Raw genomic sequence first — 15,502 nt, 5'->3', positions numbered from 1 at the left:
GCAGGCCCGCCCCTTCAGATGGACCAAGACCGCGGACCAGATCATCGACCGCATCTGCCGCTACTGCGACAGGATCTGCGGACCGGAACACTAGGACCTGCCCCTCACACAAGCGGCCGGTGCTGGGTCAACTCGTCGTAGACGCTGAGCACTTGGGCGACGGTCTCGTCCTCGGTCGGCCAGGTGGCGGCCTGCCGGCTGCCCTTCTCCCGGAGCAGCTCACGGCGCTCCGGATCGCCGAGGAGCCCGGTGACGGCGTCGGCGAGGGCCTCCGCGTCCCCGTACGGGACGAGTTCGGCCGCGTCGCCGACGAGTTCGGGGATGCCGCCGACGTGGGTCGCGACGAGCGGCACGCGCGCGTGGAGCGCCTCCTGGGCGAGCACGGAACGCGATTCCCAGCTGCTGGGCAACAGTGCGAGATCGGCGGCGGAGAGCAGCGCCCGCACGTCGTCGCGCCGCCCGATGAGCCGGACGGGCAGCCCTTCGTCCTCGATACGGCGCTGCAGAACGGTCCGCAGCGGGCCCTCCCCCGCGATCACGACGAGCGGCACGGGGTCGAGTCGCCGCCACGCGCGCGTGGCGTCCAGCAGGGTCTCGTAACCGCGGTGCCGGTCGAGGGATCCGACGGCCATCAGCAACGGGCGGCCGGTGGCGCCCAGTTCGGCCCGGATCTTGGGGCTCGGGCGGTCGGGATCCTCCGGCTCCGCGCCCGGCGGCGGCCCGGGCATCGCCACGGCGGCCAGCCGCGCGTCCCGCGCCCCGGTCCGGCGGGCCCGGTCCACGAGGTCCGAGGAGGTGCCGAGCACCACGGTGGCGGCCTTCACGACCCGCCGCTCCAGGAGACGCAGCAGATGGGCGCGTGCTCCTTCGGCGTGCGCGCGGCTGTGCCAGGTGACCACGAGCGGGGTGCGCCGACCGCTGAGGGCCAGCGCGGCCCGGAAGGAGGCGTGCAGGCCGTGCGCGTGCACCAGATCGGCGTCCTTGCACGCCTCCCGCAGCGCGGTCACGGCTCCCGGGTCGCTGCTGCGCGGCACGTGCACATGGTCGGCGCCGGTCCCCGTGAAGTCGTAGGCACGATCGGCCTCGACAGGCGCGCACACGGTGACCCGCACGCCTCGCGCGACGAGCCCTGCCGCCAGCGAACGCACATGCGCGCTGCTGCCGGCGCTGCCGCCGCCCAGCACCTGCACGGTGCGCAGCGGCGACTGACCGTGCGGTGCGTGGCTGCTCACGGGGCTCACGTGGCCGGGGCTCCTGGTTCGGCGTCGGGCGGTCACGAAGAAAGTACAGAAGGATCCAGCGGAGGGGGTGTACCGCGCGACTTCCTCCACGTACTACGCCAAGGATGCCAGGATGTACGGGTGTTCCGGCAACGAGAAGGTGACGCGAGTGCCGCACGGGGGCTGTGGGGCGGTGGGATTGGTCACTCGCACGAGTGAGAACGGCGCACCTGACCCCCGCCCCATGACCGCGCCGCCGGTGACCTCGCCGTCCCGAAGGGCGGACAGCTGGTCCCGGAAGCCGCGCCGGTGTCCGTCGGCCCCGGCAATGTCGTCGTAGGCACCGCAGGCACCCGCAGCCAGGACCGCGAACCCGGCCGCAGGCCGGACCCGCCCCGCCCCGACGGCCGCCGCGGCCGCGACCGCGGGACCGACGTACAACTCGACGCTCCGCCCCGCGTGGTGCTTCCGCTCCCAACGCCCACGCCCGCCGGGCGGCTTGGCACTCAGCCCGGCGACCCCCACCCGGGTCAGAGACGCGGCGAGCCCGAACGGCACAGCACTGCGAGCGAGGTTGACCATCGGGCCACCCTATGCGGCTGTCAGGCTTGGCGGGCGCAGGACGTGAGGCGATCGGCGAGCGCGATGACGAGGTCGCGGAGTTCAGCGGGGCGCTCGATGACGAACGGCCGGTCGAGCGAGGCCAGCGTCCGAGGCAACCAGTCGAGCCGCTCGGCCCGTAGCTCGACGCGCAGCCAGCGCTCGGCCGCCGGGTCCCGGCCGGCCGCCGGCTCGTGCTCCTCCACGCTCGCGACGCCGACGGGGAGGTGCGCGCGGATCTGCTCAACCGTCCCGTGGATCCGCAAGGTCACCTCGTGCCGGTACTCGGCCGTGGCGAACCCTGACAGCACGCGCTCTGCCGGACCGGGACCAGCGGGCGCTTCGAATGAGCCGGGCAGGGTCCTCGCGTCCGCGATGCGATCGAGCCGGAAGGTGCGGTCCTCGCCGACCTGGGCGTCCTTGCCCGTGACGTACCACCGGCCCGCATGGGCGACGATCCCGTACGCGTGCAGAGTGCGCTCGCTGCGCCGTCCCTCGCGGTCGGTGTAGCGGATGGAGACGGGTCGTCGGTTGCGCACCGCATCGGCGACGGTGAGCAGGAGCGCCGCGTCCGGGTGGTCCGGCTCGCCGGGCTGGTCCGTGAAGGCGAGAGCTTCCAGGAGGGTGTCGAGCCGGCGGGCGATGTGCTTGGGCAGCACCCGCCGGATCTTCGCCGATGCCGTCTCGTTCGCCGTGCGCTCCGTCGTCGTCAGGCCCGCCCGGCGGCCGGCGACCAGGCCGAGCAGCACGGCCAGCGCCTCGTCGTCGCTGAGCATGAGCGGAGGCAAGCGGTACCCGGAAGCCAGCCGGTACCCGCCGTAGCGGCCGCGCACCGACTCCACGGGTACGTCCAGGTCGATCAGCTGGTCCACGTACCGCCGCACGGTTCGTCCTTCGACGCCGAGACGGTCGGCGAGCTCGGCCACCGTCCTGGTGCCGCCCGACTGCAGCAGCTCCAGGAGGGTCAGCACGCGGCCGGTGGGTCGAGGCATGTTCGCAGCCTAACGCGAATACAGGACCGATTCTGTCCCCTATTTCTCCTAGCCTGCGAGGTGTACGACCACCTCACCTCCAGCACAGCCAAGGAGATTCCCATGGACTTCGTCTCGATCCGCATCATCACCAGCGACGTAGCGCGCCTCGTCGAGTTCTACGAGCGAGCCACAGGGGCGCGGGCGACGTGGGCCACCGAGGACTTCGCCGAGCTCAGGACCGCGGGCGCCACCCTCGCCATCGCCGGCACCCGCACGGTCCCGCTGTTCGCCCCGGGCTCCGCCCGCCCGGCGGACAACCACAGCGTGATCACCGAGTTCCTCGTCGACGACGTGGACAGCGTTTACGACAACCTGACCGGCTTCGTCACCGACTTCGTCACCAAGCCCACCACGATGCCCTGGGGCAACCGCTCACTGCTGTTCCGCGACCCCGACGGCAACCTCGTCAACTTCTTCACGCCCGTCACCCCGCAGGCCATCGAAAAGTTCGCACGTTGACGCCACGGACAGCCGCTCACACGGGAGCCCCGAGATTCCGGGCTCCCGGTGAACGCGGCCCCCGAGGACAGCGGCCCTAGACGTCCGCCCGAGCCGTCGCCAGCAGTTCCTCCGCGTGCGCCCGGGCGGTCTCGGAGTCCTCCTGGCCGGCGAGCATCCGGGACAGTTCCCGCACCCGTTCCTCGCCCTCGAGCACCTTCACTCCGGACCGGGTGACGGACCCGTCGTTGGTCTTCTCGACCAGCAGCTGCCGGTCGGCGAAGGCGGCCACCTGCGGAAGGTGGGTCACGACCACGACCTGCGCGGTCTTCGCGAGCTTCGCCAGCCGCCGGCCGATCTCGACCGCCGCCTTGCCGCCGACACCGGCGTCGACCTCGTCGAAGAGATACGTCGGCACGGGATCCGTCCCCGCGAAGACGACCTCCACGGCGAGCATCACACGCGAGAGCTCACCACCGGAGGCACCCTTGGCGATGGGCCGGGGCGGCGCCCCCGGGTGCGGGGCCAGCAGCAGCTCGACCTCGTCGGCGCCGGACGGCCCGTAGGCGACCGCACGTCCGCCGACCTCCACGCCCTCCGGGTCCTCGGTCTGCCGGATGTCGAACGACACGCGCGCGTGCGGCATCGCCAGCGAGGCGAGCTCCGCGGTCACGGCGGCCGCGAAGCGCTCCGCCGCCTCCGCCCGCGCATCCGTCAACGCCTGTGCAAGGCCGCCCAGTTCGGTCCGCAACGCGTCCCGCTCGGCGGTCAGCTCGTCGATCCGCTCGTCGTCGCTGTCCAGCTCGGTCAGCCGCGCGGCGCTCTGCTCGGCCCACGCCAGCACGGAGTTGATGTCCTCCCCGTACTTCCGGGTCAGGCCGGTGAGCGCGGCCCGCCGTTCCTCTACGGCCGCGAGCCGCAGGGGATCCGCGTCCAGGTCGTCGGCGTACCCCGCCAGTTCCCCGGCGACATCGCCCAGCAGGATCCCGATCTCCCCGATCCGGTCGGCGAGCGCGGCCAGCGCCGGATCGTGCGCCCGTACGGCGTCCAGGGCCCGTTGAGCCCCCGCGACGAGCGTGGCGGCGTCGATGCCCTCGGGGTCCTCCGGGTTACCGGCAAGGGCGGCATGAGCGGCCGTGGCGGCGGACGACAGGGCCTCCGCGTGCCCGAGCCGCTCGGCCTCCTCCGCCAGCTCCACGTCCTCCCCGGCCCGCGGCTCCACACCCGCGATCTCGTCGAGCCCGTACCGCAGCATGTCGGCTTCCTGGGCCCGCTCACGCGCGCGCGTGGTGATCTCTTCCAGTTCCACGGAGACGGCCCGCAGCCGCCGGTACGCCTCGCCGTACTTGGCGAGCGGCCCCGCGACGGCGTCCCCGGCGTACCGGTCCAGCGCCTGCCGCTGCCGGGACAGCTTCAGCAGCCCCTGCTGATCGGTCTGTCCGTGCACGGCCACGAGATCGTCGGCAAGGTCGGCGAGCAGTCCCACGGGGACACTGCGCCCGCCCACATGCGCCCGCGACCGCCCCTCGGCGGAAACGGTACGGCTGATCAGCAGCGCCCCGTCGTCGAGTTCGGCCCCGGCCTCCTCGGCGCGTACGACGGCTGAGGCACCGGAGGGCACGGCGATCCGCCCCTCCACGACCGCCTTCTCGGCCCCGATCCGCACGAGCGCCGGGTCCGCCCGGCCACCCAGCAACAGCCCGAGGCTGGTGACCACCATGGTCTTGCCCGCACCCGTCTCACCGGTGACGGCAGTGAACCCGGGCGACAGCTCGACGACCGCATCGTCGATGACGCCGAGCGACCGTATCCGCATCTCTTCCAGCACGGCTACGACCTTACGAGGTCAGCACCGGGAAGTGCGACGGCCCCCGTCCCGGTTGTGTGAAGGTGCAGGTGACGAATGCCCATCGACGGCACATTGTCACCCAGGCGAGTGCACGGCCTTCAATGAGGCGCCCCCCGCCACCCGGAAACCGGCAAGGCAAACTTGGCCACCAGCCGGTCGGTGAACGACGCATGGTGCAGCCGAGCCAACCGCACGGGCACAGCCCCCCGCCGCACCTCGACCCTCGCCCCCGGCGGCAACTCCACCGTCCGCCGCCCGTCACACCACAGGACCCCCGGCGGAATATGAGGCAGCACCTCGACCGCCAGCACGGAATCCGGCGACGTGACCAACGGCTTGGCGAACAACGCATGGGCACTGATCGGCACCATCAGCAGCGCTTCCACTTCGGGCCACACCACAGGCCCGCCCGCGGAGAACGCATAAGCCGTGGACCCGGTGGGCGTCGACAGCACGATGCCGTCACACCCGAACCCCGTAACCGGCCGCCCGTCGATCTCCAGCACGACTTCAAGCAACTTCTCGGCGCCGGCCTTCTGCACCGCCGCCTCGTTCAGCGCCCAGTCCGTGTGGACGATGTTCCCGTTCTGGTGGACGACGACATCGACGGTCATCCGCTCCTCTACCTCGTACGCCTTCGTCACCACCCGGTCGACGACCTTGTCGAGGTCGTCCCGCTCGGCCTCGGCGAGGAACCCGACCCGCCCGAGGTTGACGCCGAGCATCGGCACGCCGGACGCCCGGGCGAACTCGGCGCCCCGCAGCAGCGTCCCGTCACCCCCGAGCACGATCAGCAGCTCGCACCCGTCCAGGCACTGCGGAGTGGCCTCCTTGACCAGCTGCACCTCCTCGGGCAGCGGCAGGTCGGCCGCCTCGTACTCCAGGACACGCACGCCGATGCCCTCCCGCAGCAGCCCCTTGACCACGAGTTCGGCGCTGCGAATGGCCGCGGGCCGCCCGGTGTGGGCCAGCAGGAAAACTGTACGAGCTCGGTTCTGGGTCAACGCGGCCCCTCCGCCACTGCACGGTCAACGTCGGCCGGGTCCAGTTCGGGTGCCCCGGTCCGCAGCCACAGAAAGTACTCGACATTCCCGGAAGGTCCGGGCAACGGACTGGCGGTGACACCCTTCACCCCGAGCCCGAGTTCCCACGCCTTGTGGGCCACACCCCGCACGGCCTCCGCCCGCAGCTGCGAACTCCGTACGACTCCCCCACTGCCCAGCCGTTCCTTCCCCACCTCGAACTGCGGCTTGACCATCATCACCAGGTCGGCGTCCGGTTTCACACACCGCACCAGGGCGGGCAGGACCAGCCCGAGCGGGATGAAGGACAGATCCCCCACGACAAGATCCACAGGCTCACCATCGATCTCCTCAAGCGTCAACTCGCGTACGTTCGTACGGTCCTTGACGGTGACGCGTTCATCGCTCTGAAGAGTCCAGGCAAGTTGTCCGTATCCGACGTCCACGGCGACGACGTGTGCGGCCCCCGAGCGCAGCAGCACATCGGTGAACCCGCCGGTGGAGGCGCCGGCGTCCAGCGCCCGCCGCCCTTCCACCACGAGCCCCTGCGGCACGAACGCCTGGAGCGCGCCGGCGAGCTTGTGCCCGCCCCGGGAGACGTACTCGGGATCGCTGTCGTCGGCCGTGACGACGATCGCCGCCGCGGTCTCCACCTGAGTGGCGGGCTTGGTCGCTACGGTCTTGCCGACGGTGACCCGCCCGGCCGCGATCAGCTGGCTGGCATGCTCGCGCGAGCGCGCGAGCTTCCGGCGGACCAGCTCCGCGTCCAGACGGCGGCGTGCGACTCCTGCCACGTTCGGTTCAGCTCCTAGTGCCATACGAGGGTGAAGGCGCCCTCTGGTCGTACGACGGTGAGGGTGCCGGGGGTCCCGGGCGGGCGTCGAGCGCGGTGAGCGCGTCGCGCAGCCCCCGGTGTACATCCTCGTACACCTCGAGGTGGCCGTCGGTGGCGAGGTGGTCGGCGTCGCCGAGGCGCTCCAGCTGGGCATCCACGTCGGCGTTGCCGGTCGGGGTGCGGGGCACGTTCAACGGCGCGGGGGCGGCGGGGTCGTACTCGGGTTGCTGCTCGGGTTCGACTTCGACCGTTTCGTCCCCCACCGTGGCGTCGGGCACAGAGTCGCTCATGCCCAGACGCTACCCCGAACCGCTGGGGTACCGTCGATCGCGATGGCCACGATCGAGGAGTGCCGCGCCGCACTCGAGAAGCTCTCGGACAACATGCAGACCGCCGAAGGGGACGTCCGCACGGCCGCATCCCTGGACCGCTCGGTGAGCTGCCGGATCACCGACCTCGACATCACGTTCGTCGGCAGGATGGCGGGCGGCCGGATCGTGGTGCAGGACACGATCCAGGGCCCACCACGGGAGAAGGCCGAGATCAGACTGACCATGAAGGGCGACGACCTGGTGGCCCTGGTCAACGGCGAGCTGAACTTCGCCAAGGCCTGGGGCTCGGGCCGGGTCAAGCTGGAGGCGGGCCTGCGCGACCTGTTCCAGCTCAGGAAGCTTCTGTAGCCGCCACGCGCGCGCGTGCCTTCCGCGCCGCAGGCACCACCAGCGGGGTTCCCGTCTCCGGGTCGTCGATGATCTGGCAGCGCAGCCCGAAGACCTCCTCGACCAGTCCGGCCGTGACGATGTCCCGGGGCGCGCCCTCCGCGATGACCTGCCCCTCACACAGGGCGATGAGATGGGTGGCGTACCGGGCGGCGTGGTTGAGGTCGTGCAGGACGGCGACGAGCGTGCGGCCCTGTTCCTCGTGCAGTTCGGCGCACAGATCGAGAACATCGATCTGGTGCTGGATGTCCAGATATGTCGTCGGTTCGTCGAGCAGCAGCAGCGGGGTCTGCTGGGCCAGCGCCATGGCGATCCACACGCGCTGCCGCTGACCGCCGGACAATTCGTCGACATAGCGATCGGCGAGCCCGGCGACCCCGGTCTGCGCCATCGACTCCTGTACGACCCGCTCGTCCTCGGCCGACCACTGGCGCAGGATGCCCTGGTGCGGGTACCGGCCGCGGCCGACGAGGTCGCCGACGGTGATGCCGTCGGGCGCGATCGACGACTGCGGCAGCAGGCCCAGCGTCCGGGCGACCTTCTTCGCCGGCATCGACTGGATGACCTGCCCGTCCAGCAGCACCCGTCCTTGGCTCGGCTTCAGCATCCGTGACAGAGCCCGCAGCAGGGTGGACTTGCCGCACGCGTTGGGACCGACGATCACGGTGAACGAGTTGTCGGGGATCTCCACCGAGAGCTGCTCGGCGATGACCCGCTGGTCGTAGGCGAGGGTGACGTTCTCGGCGGACAGCCGGTTCACAGTGCTCCTTCGGGTGTACGGGTTCTTCGAGCCGCTCATGTCCGGCTTCGCGAGCTCGCTCATATCCGGCCGGCCCTGCGCTCGGTGACCAGCAGCCACAGCAGATAGACGCCGCCCAGGACGCCGGTGACCACGCCCACAGGCAGCTGGTCGGCGCCGAAGACCCGCTGCGAGATCCAGTCGGCGCCGACCAGCAGGGCGGCGCCCATGCACAGGGAAGACAGCAGGTTGGGGCCGGGTGAGCGGGTCAGTCGGCGGGCGAGCTGGGGCGCGGTGAGCGCCACGAAGCCGACGGGCCCCGCGGCTGCGGTGGCGGTCGCGGTGAGCAGCACGGCGGCCACCATCAGCAGCGCCCGCACGCGCTCCACCCGCACCCCGAGGGCATTCGAGACGTCGTCGCCCATCTCCATCATCCGCAGCCCGCGCGCGTTGGCGAGGACCAGCGGTACCAGTACGGCGCACAGCCCGAGCAGCGGCCGGACCTGGTCCCAGTCACGTCCGCTGAGGGACCCCGTCATCCAGACCACTGCGCGGGCGGCGTCGACGAGGTCGGAGACCGTGAGCAGATAGCTGTTGACCGCCGTGACGATCGCGGACACCCCGATACCGACCAGGACCAGTCGATAACCGTGCACGCCTCGCTTCCAGGCAAGCAGATAGATGGCAAGCCCGGTCACCAGCCCGCCCGCGAGCGCCCCCATGGTGACCTGGGCCGCGCTCCCGGAGAACAGCACGATCATCACGAGCGCCCCGGCCGTCGCCCCCTGTCCGAGGCCGAGCACGTCCGGGCTGCCCAGCGGATTGCGGGTGACGGCCTGGAACAGCGCACCGCCGAGCCCCAGCGAGGCCCCGACCAGCAGCCCGACCAGGACACGCGGCAGCCGCAGCTCATGGACGACGAACTCCTGCCCGGCGCTTCCGCCCCCGGTCAGTGTCTTCAGTACCTCGCCCGCCGAGATCGGGAAGTCGCCGGTGCCGATCAGCAGGACGCTCGCGGTGAGCGCGGCGAGCAGCATCAGGGCGACGACGGTGGCGGCCCGGACGTCCAGGCGCACGGAGAGCCCGCCCGGCGTCCTCAGCACACGGTTGCTCTTCACAGTTGGGCCGTCCTCCGCCGTCGTACCAGAAAGATGAAGACCGGCCCGCCGATGATCGCGGTGATGATGCCGACCTGAAGCTCCGAGGGACGGGCGACGACCCGGCCGATGACGTCGGCACCGAGCAGCAGCACGGGCGACAGGATCGTGGCGTACGGCAGGATCCAGCGCAGGTCGGGGCCGGTGAAGGACCGTACGACGTGCGGGACCATCAGCCCCACGAACGCGATCGGCCCGCAGGCGGCGGTCGCCGCGCCGCACAGCACGACGGCGGCGAGCATGGACAGCGCCCGGGTGCGGTTCAGATTGGCACCGAGGGCCTTGGCGGTGTCGTCGCCCATGGCCACGGCGTTGAGCGGCCGGGCGAGCGCAAGGGCGAGGACCGTACCGACCGCGAGGAACGGCAGCACCTGCAGGATGGTCGAGCCGGTCGCCGAGGAGAGTGAACCGACCGTCCAGAAGCGCATCTTGTTCAGTGCCGCGTCATCCGTGATCATCACGGCCTGCAGATAGCCGTACAGGGCGGCGCTGATGGCGGTACCGGCGAGCGCGAGCCGCACCGGCGTCGCGCCCCGGCTGCCGCCGAGGAACCAGACCAGCGTACCGACGGCAGCCGCCCCGAAAAAGGCGAACCAGACATAGCCGTTGAGGCTCGTGACGCCGAAGTACGTCATGGCGGTGACGACCGCGGCCGACGCGCCCGCGTTGATGCCGAGCAGTCCGGGGTCGGCCAGCGGATTGCGGGTGAGCGCCTGCAGCACCGCCCCGGACAGGCCGAGTGCCGCGCCGGCGAGCAGCCCGAGCACGGTCCGCGACAGCCGCTCGTCGACCACGACGTCGCCGTACGTCCCCGTGTCCTGGAACAGCCCGTGCCAGACCTGCTCCAGCGGCAGCTCTTTCGCCCCGACGGCGATGCTCGCCAGCGCGACGAGCACCAGGACGGCAGCGGATGCAACGAGCCCAAAGGCCCGTATCGCCCGGCGGGTCGGGGGCGCGGGGGCGGTCTCCGCGCGCTGTTCTGGAGGACTGTCGACCAACACGCGAGTTAGGTTAGCCTACCCTCACATCCGCCTCCAATCCCCGGTCGCGACGGCCGGGCGCTTCACAGCCCCCGTCCGCCACCCGCCCGGTGCGTCACCTCACAACTCCAGCCGCGCCAGCGCCTTCCCCGTATCGAGCGCGCACACGCCCTCGCCGGCCGCAGTCCAGGCCGCCGCGCACAACGCCCGCAGCCCGTCCAAGGCCTCGCCGTCACCGTCCAGTTCGAGCCGGTCCACACCCGCCCTCGCCGTCCAGCCGCCGCACCGGAAGCCCTCCCCCGCCTCGACGACCTCGGGCTGTCCCGTGAGCAGCCCGCGCAGATCCGCGTCGACATACGTCGGCCGGTGCTGCGGCGGCGCGGCGAGCAACCGCGCGCCGTCGGTGACGCCGGTCAGCACGAGCAGCGAGTCGACCTCCCCGTTGAACGCGCCCTCGATGTCCGTGTCCAGCCGGTCCCCGACCACCAACGGCCGCCGGGCACCCGTCCGCAGGATCGTCTCCCGGTGCATGGGAGGCAACGGCTTGCCCGCGACCTGCGGTTCGGCACCGGTCGCTATCCGCACCACCTCGACGGCAGCGCCGTTGCCCGGCGCGATCCCGCGTGCACTCGGAATCGTCAGGTCGGTGTTGGAGGCGTACCAGGGCACTCTCCGAGCGATGGCGTAACAGGCCTCCGCGAACCGCGCCCACTGCAACTCGGGCCCGCCGTACCCCTGCACGACCGCCGCCGGATCGTCCTCCGCCGACTCGACGGGCACGAGCCCCCGCTCCCGCAGCGCGACCCGCAGCCCCTCCCCACCGACGACCAGCACACGCGCCCCGGCCGGCACCTGCTCACTGATCAGCCGTGCGACCGCCTGCGCGGAGGTGATGACGTCATCGGCGCCCGTCGGTATCCCCAGCTCGGTCAGATGGTCCGCCACCGTGTCCGGAGTCCGCAGCGCGTTGTTGGTGACGTATGCGAGATGCATCCCGCCCGCCCGAGCCGTGGCCAGCGACTCGACCGCGTACGCAATGGCATTGCCCCCCGCGTACACCACACCGTCGAGGTCGAGCAGCGCGGTGTCGTACGCCTCGCTCAGAGCCTGGCCACTGCCCTCGGGCCTCGTCCTGACGCTCTGGCTCATTCCACATCGCTCCTCGTTCGACGGCTTTCACCCGATCATCCCTCACGCCACTGACACACGTACGATGCCGGGATGAACACAGCAGGTCACTCGGAAGCAACGGCGCGCCGAGGCCTGGAACTCACCCCGTTCCGAGGCCTTCGCTACGACCCGGACCGGGTCGGCAGCCTCGCCGCCGTGACGTCTCCGCCGTACGACGTCGTCGTGCGCCCCGACGGCCTGCACCACCTCCAGTCCGCCGACCCGCACAACATCGTCCGCCTGATCCTGCCGCAGGCCACCACCCCCACGGCCCGCAACGAACAGGCCGCCGACACCCTGCGCCGCTGGCTCTCCGAGGGCATCCTGACCACCGACCCCGAACCCGGCCTGTACGTCTACGAGCAGCGCGACGGCGACGGAATGCTGCAGCGCGGCATCATCGGCGCCCTGCGCGTCTCGGACCCGTCGGAGGGCGTGGTCCTGCCGCACGAGGACGTCATGCCGCACGTGGTCGCCGACCGCGCGGCCCTGATGCGCGCCACCTCCGCGAACCTGGAGCCCCTGCTCCTGACCTACCGCGGCAACGGCTCGACGTCATCGGCGATCGAGGTCGTGGAACGCGTCGCCGACCACCCTCCCCTCCTGGCCACCACCACGGAGGACGGCTTCAGCCACCGCCTGTGGTCGATCACCGACCCGGACGACCTCACCCGCATCCAGTCCGACCTGTCCCAGCACCAGGCCCTGATCGCCGACGGCCACCACCGCTGGGCGACATATCGCCGGCTCCGCACCGAGCACACCTCGCCGAGTCCCTGGGACTACGGCCTCGTCCTCCTGGTCGACACCGCCCGCTACCCGCTGCGCGTCCGCGCCATCCACCGCCTCCTGCACGGCCTGCCGGTCACCGACGCACTGGCCGCCCTGGACGGCCTGTTCCGCATACAGCACCTGCGCATACCCCTGCCGGAGGCCCTGGACGCCCTCGCGGACGCCGCCTGCGCCGGCAACGCCTTCCTGGTCGCCGGCGACGGCGCCTTCCACCTGATCGACCGCCCGGACCCGGACCTCCTGGCCCGTACGATTCCTGCCGACCGCCCGGCAGCCTGGCGCACCCTGGACGCCACGGTCCTGCATGCCACGCTCCTCCACCATGTCTGGCACATCCCCGAGAACGACCCGTCCCGTATCGCCTACATCCACGACACGGCGGCCACGGTCGAGAAGGCGGAACGCGACGGTGGTACCGCCGTCCTGATGCACCCGGTCCGCGAGGAGGTCGTCCGCGACCTGGCCCGCCAGGGGGTGACGATGCCCCGCAAGTCGACGTCGTTCGGCCCGAAGCCCGCATCGGGGCTGGTGCTGCGCGCACTGGACCTCTGAGGCCCTCTGAACATGAGAAAGGGCGGGACCTCACGGTCCCGCCCTTTCTCACAGATCAGTCCTTGTCGTCCGCGTCCTCGTCCTCGGCCTTGGCCTCGGTCTCGGTCTCAGTGGCCTCGCCCTCGTCGCCTCCGTCGCTCTCGTCGAAGGCGTCGACGAACTCCACGCCGTCCAGCTCGGCAAGCCGGTCCGAGGCGTCCGTGCTGCCGTCCTTGTCGGCCTCGACGGCCTTCGCGAACCACTCCCGCGCCTCACCCTCCCGACCGGCGGCGAGCAGCGCGTCGGCATAGGCGTACCGCAGCCGCGCGGTCCACGGCTGTACGGAGCTGGAGGCCAGCTCGGGGCTCTGCAGCGTCACGATGGCCGCGTCGAGCTGCCCCATGTCACGCCGGGCGCCGGCTGCGACGAGCCGCATCTCGACCTGCCCGGCCTTGTCCAGCTTCTGCACCTCGGGCGCCCCGGCCATGTCCAGCGCCTTCTCCGGCCGTCCGAGCCCACGCTCGCAGTCGGCCATGACCGGCCACAGCTCCGCGCTGCCGGTCATCCGCCGCGCGGCCCGGAACTCGGCAAGCGCCTCGGCGTACTGCTGGTTCGCGTACGCAGCGAACCCGCCCGCCTCGCGTACGGCGGCGACGCGTGACGCCAGCCGCAGCGCGATCTTGGAGTAGGCGTAGGCGCGCTCGGGGTCCTCGTCGATGAGCCGGGCGACCATCACCAGGTTCTTGGCGACATCATCCGCGAGCGTCTTCGGCAGGCTCAGCAGCTCCTGTCGTACATCCTTGTCGATCTCGTCGCCGGTGACGTCCTCGGGGATCGGCAGCCGCTTGATCGGCTCGCGATCGCGGTCCCGGTCCCGCTCGTCACGGAACCGACCACCACCAGCGCCACGTCGGTCGTCACGCCCGCGGAAGCCTCCGGGACGGCCACCACGGTCGTCCCGACGGGGGCCCCCACGTCCACCACGGTCATCACGGCCGCGGAACCCACCGCGCTCGCCCCGGCTGTCGTCCCGCCGGAAGCCACCGCGGTCGCCTTCCCGACGCTCGCCACGGTCGTCGCGGCGGAAGGGGGGACGCTCTCCGCGCTCGCCACGGTCGTCGCGGCGGAACGAAGGGCGATCCCCGCGCTCGCCACGGTCGTCGCGGCGGAACGAAGGGCGATCCCCGCGCTCTCCGCGGTCTCCACGCTCGTCACGGCGGAGCGAGGGGCGGTCCCCACGGTCTCCACGGTCGTCGCGCCGGAAGGACGGACGGTCTCCCCGCTCCGCGCGGTCGTCACGCCGGAAGCCGCGGTCGCGGTCGTCTCCGCGGAAGCCACGGTCACGGTCGTCCCTGCGGTCGTCGCGGCGGCCGTAGCCACCACGGTCGGCTCCGCCGCGGTTGTCGTCACGCCGGTCGTCCCGACGATCATCCCTGCGGAAGCCGCCACGGTCACCGCGGTCGCCGCGCTCATCGGTCCGCCGGTCGTCCCGACGGCCGTACCCACCGCCCCGGTTGTCGTCACGGCGGAAGCCTCCGCGGTCGTTGTCGCGCCGCTCGCCACCGCGGTCGTCACGGCGGAAGGAGGGACGGTCCCCACGGTCTCCGCGGTCGTCACGGCGGAAGCCGCGGTCACGGTCGTCCCTGCGGTCGTCCCGACGCGGCCCGCGGTCGCGGTCGTCTCGCTGGAATGCCGGACGGGAGCCACGGTCGCCCTCGCGCCGGTCGTCCCGACGGCCGTACCCGCCACCCCGGTTGTCGTCCCGCCGGAAGCCTCCGCGGCCCCCACGGTCGTCACGCGGGCGTTCATCACGCGGGCGTTCATCACGCGGGCGTTCATCACGCGGGCGGTCATCGCGCCGGCCGTGTCCACCACGGTTGTCCTCGCGGCGGCCGTAGCCACCGCGGTTGTCATCGCGCCGGTCGTCCCGACGGAAACCACCGCGGTAACCGCCACGGTCGCCGCGGTCGCCGCGGTCCCCACTGTCCCGTCGCCGCTGGTCGCGCTCCGGTCGGTCGTCGGGAGAGTTGGTGGACATGGGTGACTCCTGTCTTCGGTACACAAGCATTGTAAAAACAAAAGGACCCCTGGTCCCAGCTGAACGCTGGGACCAGGGGTCCTTCCAAAGATTGTTCGGCGGCGTCCTACTCTCCCACAGGGTCCCCCCTGCAGTACCATCGGCGCTGTAAGGCTTAGCTTCCGGGTTCGAAATGTAACCGGGCGTTTCCCTCACGCTATAACCACCGAAACCCTAATGGTTTCGAGCGAACAAGCACACTCTTCTGTTATGTGTTCTGCTCAAAGCCGACAACGGTCGTTGTCTCAGAACTAACACAGTGGACGCGAGCAACTGAGGACAAGCCCTCGGCCTATTAGTACCGGTCACCTCCACACCTTACGGTGCTTCCAGATCCGG

16 protein-coding genes and 1 rRNA gene are annotated in these 15,502 nt (G+C 71.3%); 3 read left to right on the top strand and 14 right to left on the bottom strand.

Annotated features, from left to right (window positions below; translation table 11 throughout):
- Positions 1-104: 104 nt before the first annotated feature.
- The 3 genes from AB0N07_RS46465 to AB0N07_RS46455 form a co-directional block, all read right to left on the bottom strand.
- Positions 105-1,241 (bottom strand): glycosyltransferase family 4 protein, encoded by a 1,137-nt coding sequence (locus tag AB0N07_RS46465; RefSeq protein ID WP_365846274.1) that lies wholly within the window; start codon positions 1,239-1,241, stop codon positions 105-107.
- Positions 1,242-1,334: 93 nt separating this feature from the next.
- The gene (locus AB0N07_RS46460) at positions 1,335-1,802 is read right to left on the bottom strand and encodes a hypothetical protein (RefSeq protein WP_365846272.1); all 468 of its coding nucleotides are present in this window, start codon (positions 1,800-1,802) and stop codon (positions 1,335-1,337) included.
- A gap of 20 nt (positions 1,803-1,822) precedes the next feature.
- Positions 1,823-2,812 carry a YafY family protein gene (locus AB0N07_RS46455; RefSeq protein WP_365846270.1) on the bottom strand — a complete coding sequence of 330 codons (990 nt, stop codon included), beginning with the start codon at positions 2,810-2,812 and terminating at the stop codon, positions 1,823-1,825.
- Positions 2,813-2,914: 102 nt separating this feature from the next.
- On the opposite strand from AB0N07_RS46455, the gene AB0N07_RS46450 reads away from it, so the two are divergent.
- Positions 2,915-3,313: a VOC family protein gene (locus AB0N07_RS46450; RefSeq protein WP_365846268.1), complete on the top strand. Its 399-nt coding sequence runs from the start codon at positions 2,915-2,917 to the stop codon at positions 3,311-3,313.
- Between the two features lie 76 nt (positions 3,314-3,389).
- Here the strand turns inward: AB0N07_RS46450 and recN are convergent, their stop codons facing one another.
- The 4 genes from recN to AB0N07_RS46430 all read right to left on the bottom strand — a co-directional run bounded on the left by recN (position 3,390) and on the right by AB0N07_RS46430 (position 7,288).
- Entirely contained in the window at positions 3,390-5,108 is a 1,719-nt protein-coding gene (gene recN, locus AB0N07_RS46445) for a DNA repair protein RecN (protein WP_365846279.1), read from the bottom strand.
- Between the two features lie 131 nt (positions 5,109-5,239).
- The gene (locus AB0N07_RS46440; RefSeq protein ID WP_099927840.1) at positions 5,240-6,145 is read right to left on the bottom strand and encodes an NAD kinase; all 906 of its coding nucleotides are present in this window, start codon (positions 6,143-6,145) and stop codon (positions 5,240-5,242) included.
- Positions 6,142-6,957, bottom strand: a complete 816-nt coding sequence (locus tag AB0N07_RS46435; RefSeq protein ID WP_365846266.1) for a TlyA family RNA methyltransferase — start codon at positions 6,955-6,957, stop codon at positions 6,142-6,144. The genes AB0N07_RS46440 and AB0N07_RS46435 overlap by 4 nt, the downstream gene beginning before the upstream one ends.
- 7 nt (positions 6,958-6,964) lie before the next feature.
- Positions 6,965-7,288 carry a hypothetical protein gene (locus AB0N07_RS46430; RefSeq protein ID WP_365846263.1) on the bottom strand — a complete coding sequence of 108 codons (324 nt, stop codon included), beginning with the start codon at positions 7,286-7,288 and terminating at the stop codon, positions 6,965-6,967.
- A 42-nt stretch (positions 7,289-7,330) separates the two neighbouring features.
- Between AB0N07_RS46430 and AB0N07_RS46425 the strand changes: the two genes are divergently transcribed.
- Positions 7,331-7,678: an SCP2 sterol-binding domain-containing protein gene (locus AB0N07_RS46425; protein ID WP_365846261.1), complete on the top strand. Its 348-nt coding sequence runs from the start codon at positions 7,331-7,333 to the stop codon at positions 7,676-7,678.
- Here AB0N07_RS46425 and AB0N07_RS46420 read toward each other — a convergent pair.
- The 4 genes from AB0N07_RS46420 to AB0N07_RS46405 form a co-directional block, all read right to left on the bottom strand.
- Positions 7,662-8,540, bottom strand: coding sequence for an ABC transporter ATP-binding protein (locus AB0N07_RS46420; protein ID WP_365846259.1), 879 nt, complete (start codon positions 8,538-8,540; stop codon positions 7,662-7,664). The genes AB0N07_RS46425 and AB0N07_RS46420 overlap by 17 nt on opposite strands.
- Positions 8,537-9,574 carry an iron chelate uptake ABC transporter family permease subunit gene (locus AB0N07_RS46415; RefSeq protein ID WP_365846257.1) on the bottom strand — a complete coding sequence of 346 codons (1,038 nt, stop codon included), beginning with the start codon at positions 9,572-9,574 and terminating at the stop codon, positions 8,537-8,539. Before AB0N07_RS46415 ends, AB0N07_RS46420 begins: the two co-directional genes overlap by 4 nt.
- Positions 9,571-10,614, bottom strand: a complete 1,044-nt coding sequence (locus AB0N07_RS46410; protein WP_365846255.1) for an iron chelate uptake ABC transporter family permease subunit — start codon at positions 10,612-10,614, stop codon at positions 9,571-9,573. The genes AB0N07_RS46415 and AB0N07_RS46410 overlap by 4 nt, the downstream gene beginning before the upstream one ends.
- A gap of 99 nt (positions 10,615-10,713) precedes the next feature.
- Positions 10,714-11,742, bottom strand: coding sequence for an HAD hydrolase-like protein (locus tag AB0N07_RS46405; protein ID WP_365846253.1), 1,029 nt, complete (start codon positions 11,740-11,742; stop codon positions 10,714-10,716).
- 72 nt (positions 11,743-11,814) lie between these two features.
- Between AB0N07_RS46405 and AB0N07_RS46400 the strand changes: the two genes are divergently transcribed.
- Entirely contained in the window at positions 11,815-13,107 is a 1,293-nt protein-coding gene (locus AB0N07_RS46400; protein ID WP_365846251.1) for a DUF1015 domain-containing protein, read from the top strand.
- 55 nt (positions 13,108-13,162) lie between these two features.
- Here AB0N07_RS46400 and AB0N07_RS46395 read toward each other — a convergent pair whose 3' ends face one another.
- The 3 genes from AB0N07_RS46395 to rrf form a co-directional block, all read right to left on the bottom strand.
- A complete protein-coding gene (locus AB0N07_RS46395) occupies positions 13,163-13,927 on the bottom strand; it encodes a hypothetical protein (protein WP_365846276.1) in 765 nt (254 codons plus the stop codon).
- Entirely contained in the window at positions 13,864-15,000 is a 1,137-nt protein-coding gene (locus tag AB0N07_RS46390) for a hypothetical protein (RefSeq protein ID WP_365846281.1), read from the bottom strand. The genes AB0N07_RS46395 and AB0N07_RS46390 overlap by 64 nt, the downstream gene beginning before the upstream one ends.
- A gap of 217 nt (positions 15,001-15,217) precedes the next feature.
- A 5S ribosomal RNA gene (gene rrf / locus AB0N07_RS46385) occupies positions 15,218-15,334 on the bottom strand.
- Positions 15,335-15,502: the final 168 nt, after the last annotated feature.

Origin of the sequence: Streptomyces sp. NPDC051172, assembly GCF_040682555.1 — a bacterium.
Lineage (GTDB): Bacteria > Actinomycetota > Actinomycetes > Streptomycetales > Streptomycetaceae > Streptomyces.
This window is presented reverse-complemented; position numbering and strand designations above follow the sequence as displayed.

Coding starts and splice junctions, on each gene's coding strand:
- AB0N07_RS46460 (WP_365846272.1), bottom strand. CDS start 1,802: ATGGTCAACCTCGCTCGCAGTGCTGTGCCGTTCGGGCTCGCCGCGTCT.
- AB0N07_RS46455 (WP_365846270.1), bottom strand. CDS start 2,812: ATGCCTCGACCCACCGGCCGCGTGCTGACCCTCCTGGAGCTGCTGCAG.
- AB0N07_RS46450 (WP_365846268.1), top strand. CDS start 2,915: ATGGACTTCGTCTCGATCCGCATCATCACCAGCGACGTAGCGCGCCTC.
- recN (WP_365846279.1), bottom strand. CDS start 5,108: ATGCGGATACGGTCGCTCGGCGTCATCGACGATGCGGTCGTCGAGCTG.
- AB0N07_RS46430 (WP_365846263.1), bottom strand. CDS start 7,288: ATGAGCGACTCTGTGCCCGACGCCACGGTGGGGGACGAAACGGTCGAA.
- AB0N07_RS46425 (WP_365846261.1), top strand. CDS start 7,331: ATGGCCACGATCGAGGAGTGCCGCGCCGCACTCGAGAAGCTCTCGGAC.
- AB0N07_RS46420 (WP_365846259.1), bottom strand. CDS start 8,540: ATGAGCGAGCTCGCGAAGCCGGACATGAGCGGCTCGAAGAACCCGTAC.
- AB0N07_RS46405 (WP_365846253.1), bottom strand. CDS start 11,742: ATGAGCCAGAGCGTCAGGACGAGGCCCGAGGGCAGTGGCCAGGCTCTG.
- AB0N07_RS46400 (WP_365846251.1), top strand. CDS start 11,815: ATGAACACAGCAGGTCACTCGGAAGCAACGGCGCGCCGAGGCCTGGAA.
- AB0N07_RS46390 (WP_365846281.1), bottom strand. CDS start 15,000: ATGACAACCGCGGTGGCTACGGCCGCCGCGAGGACAACCGTGGTGGAC.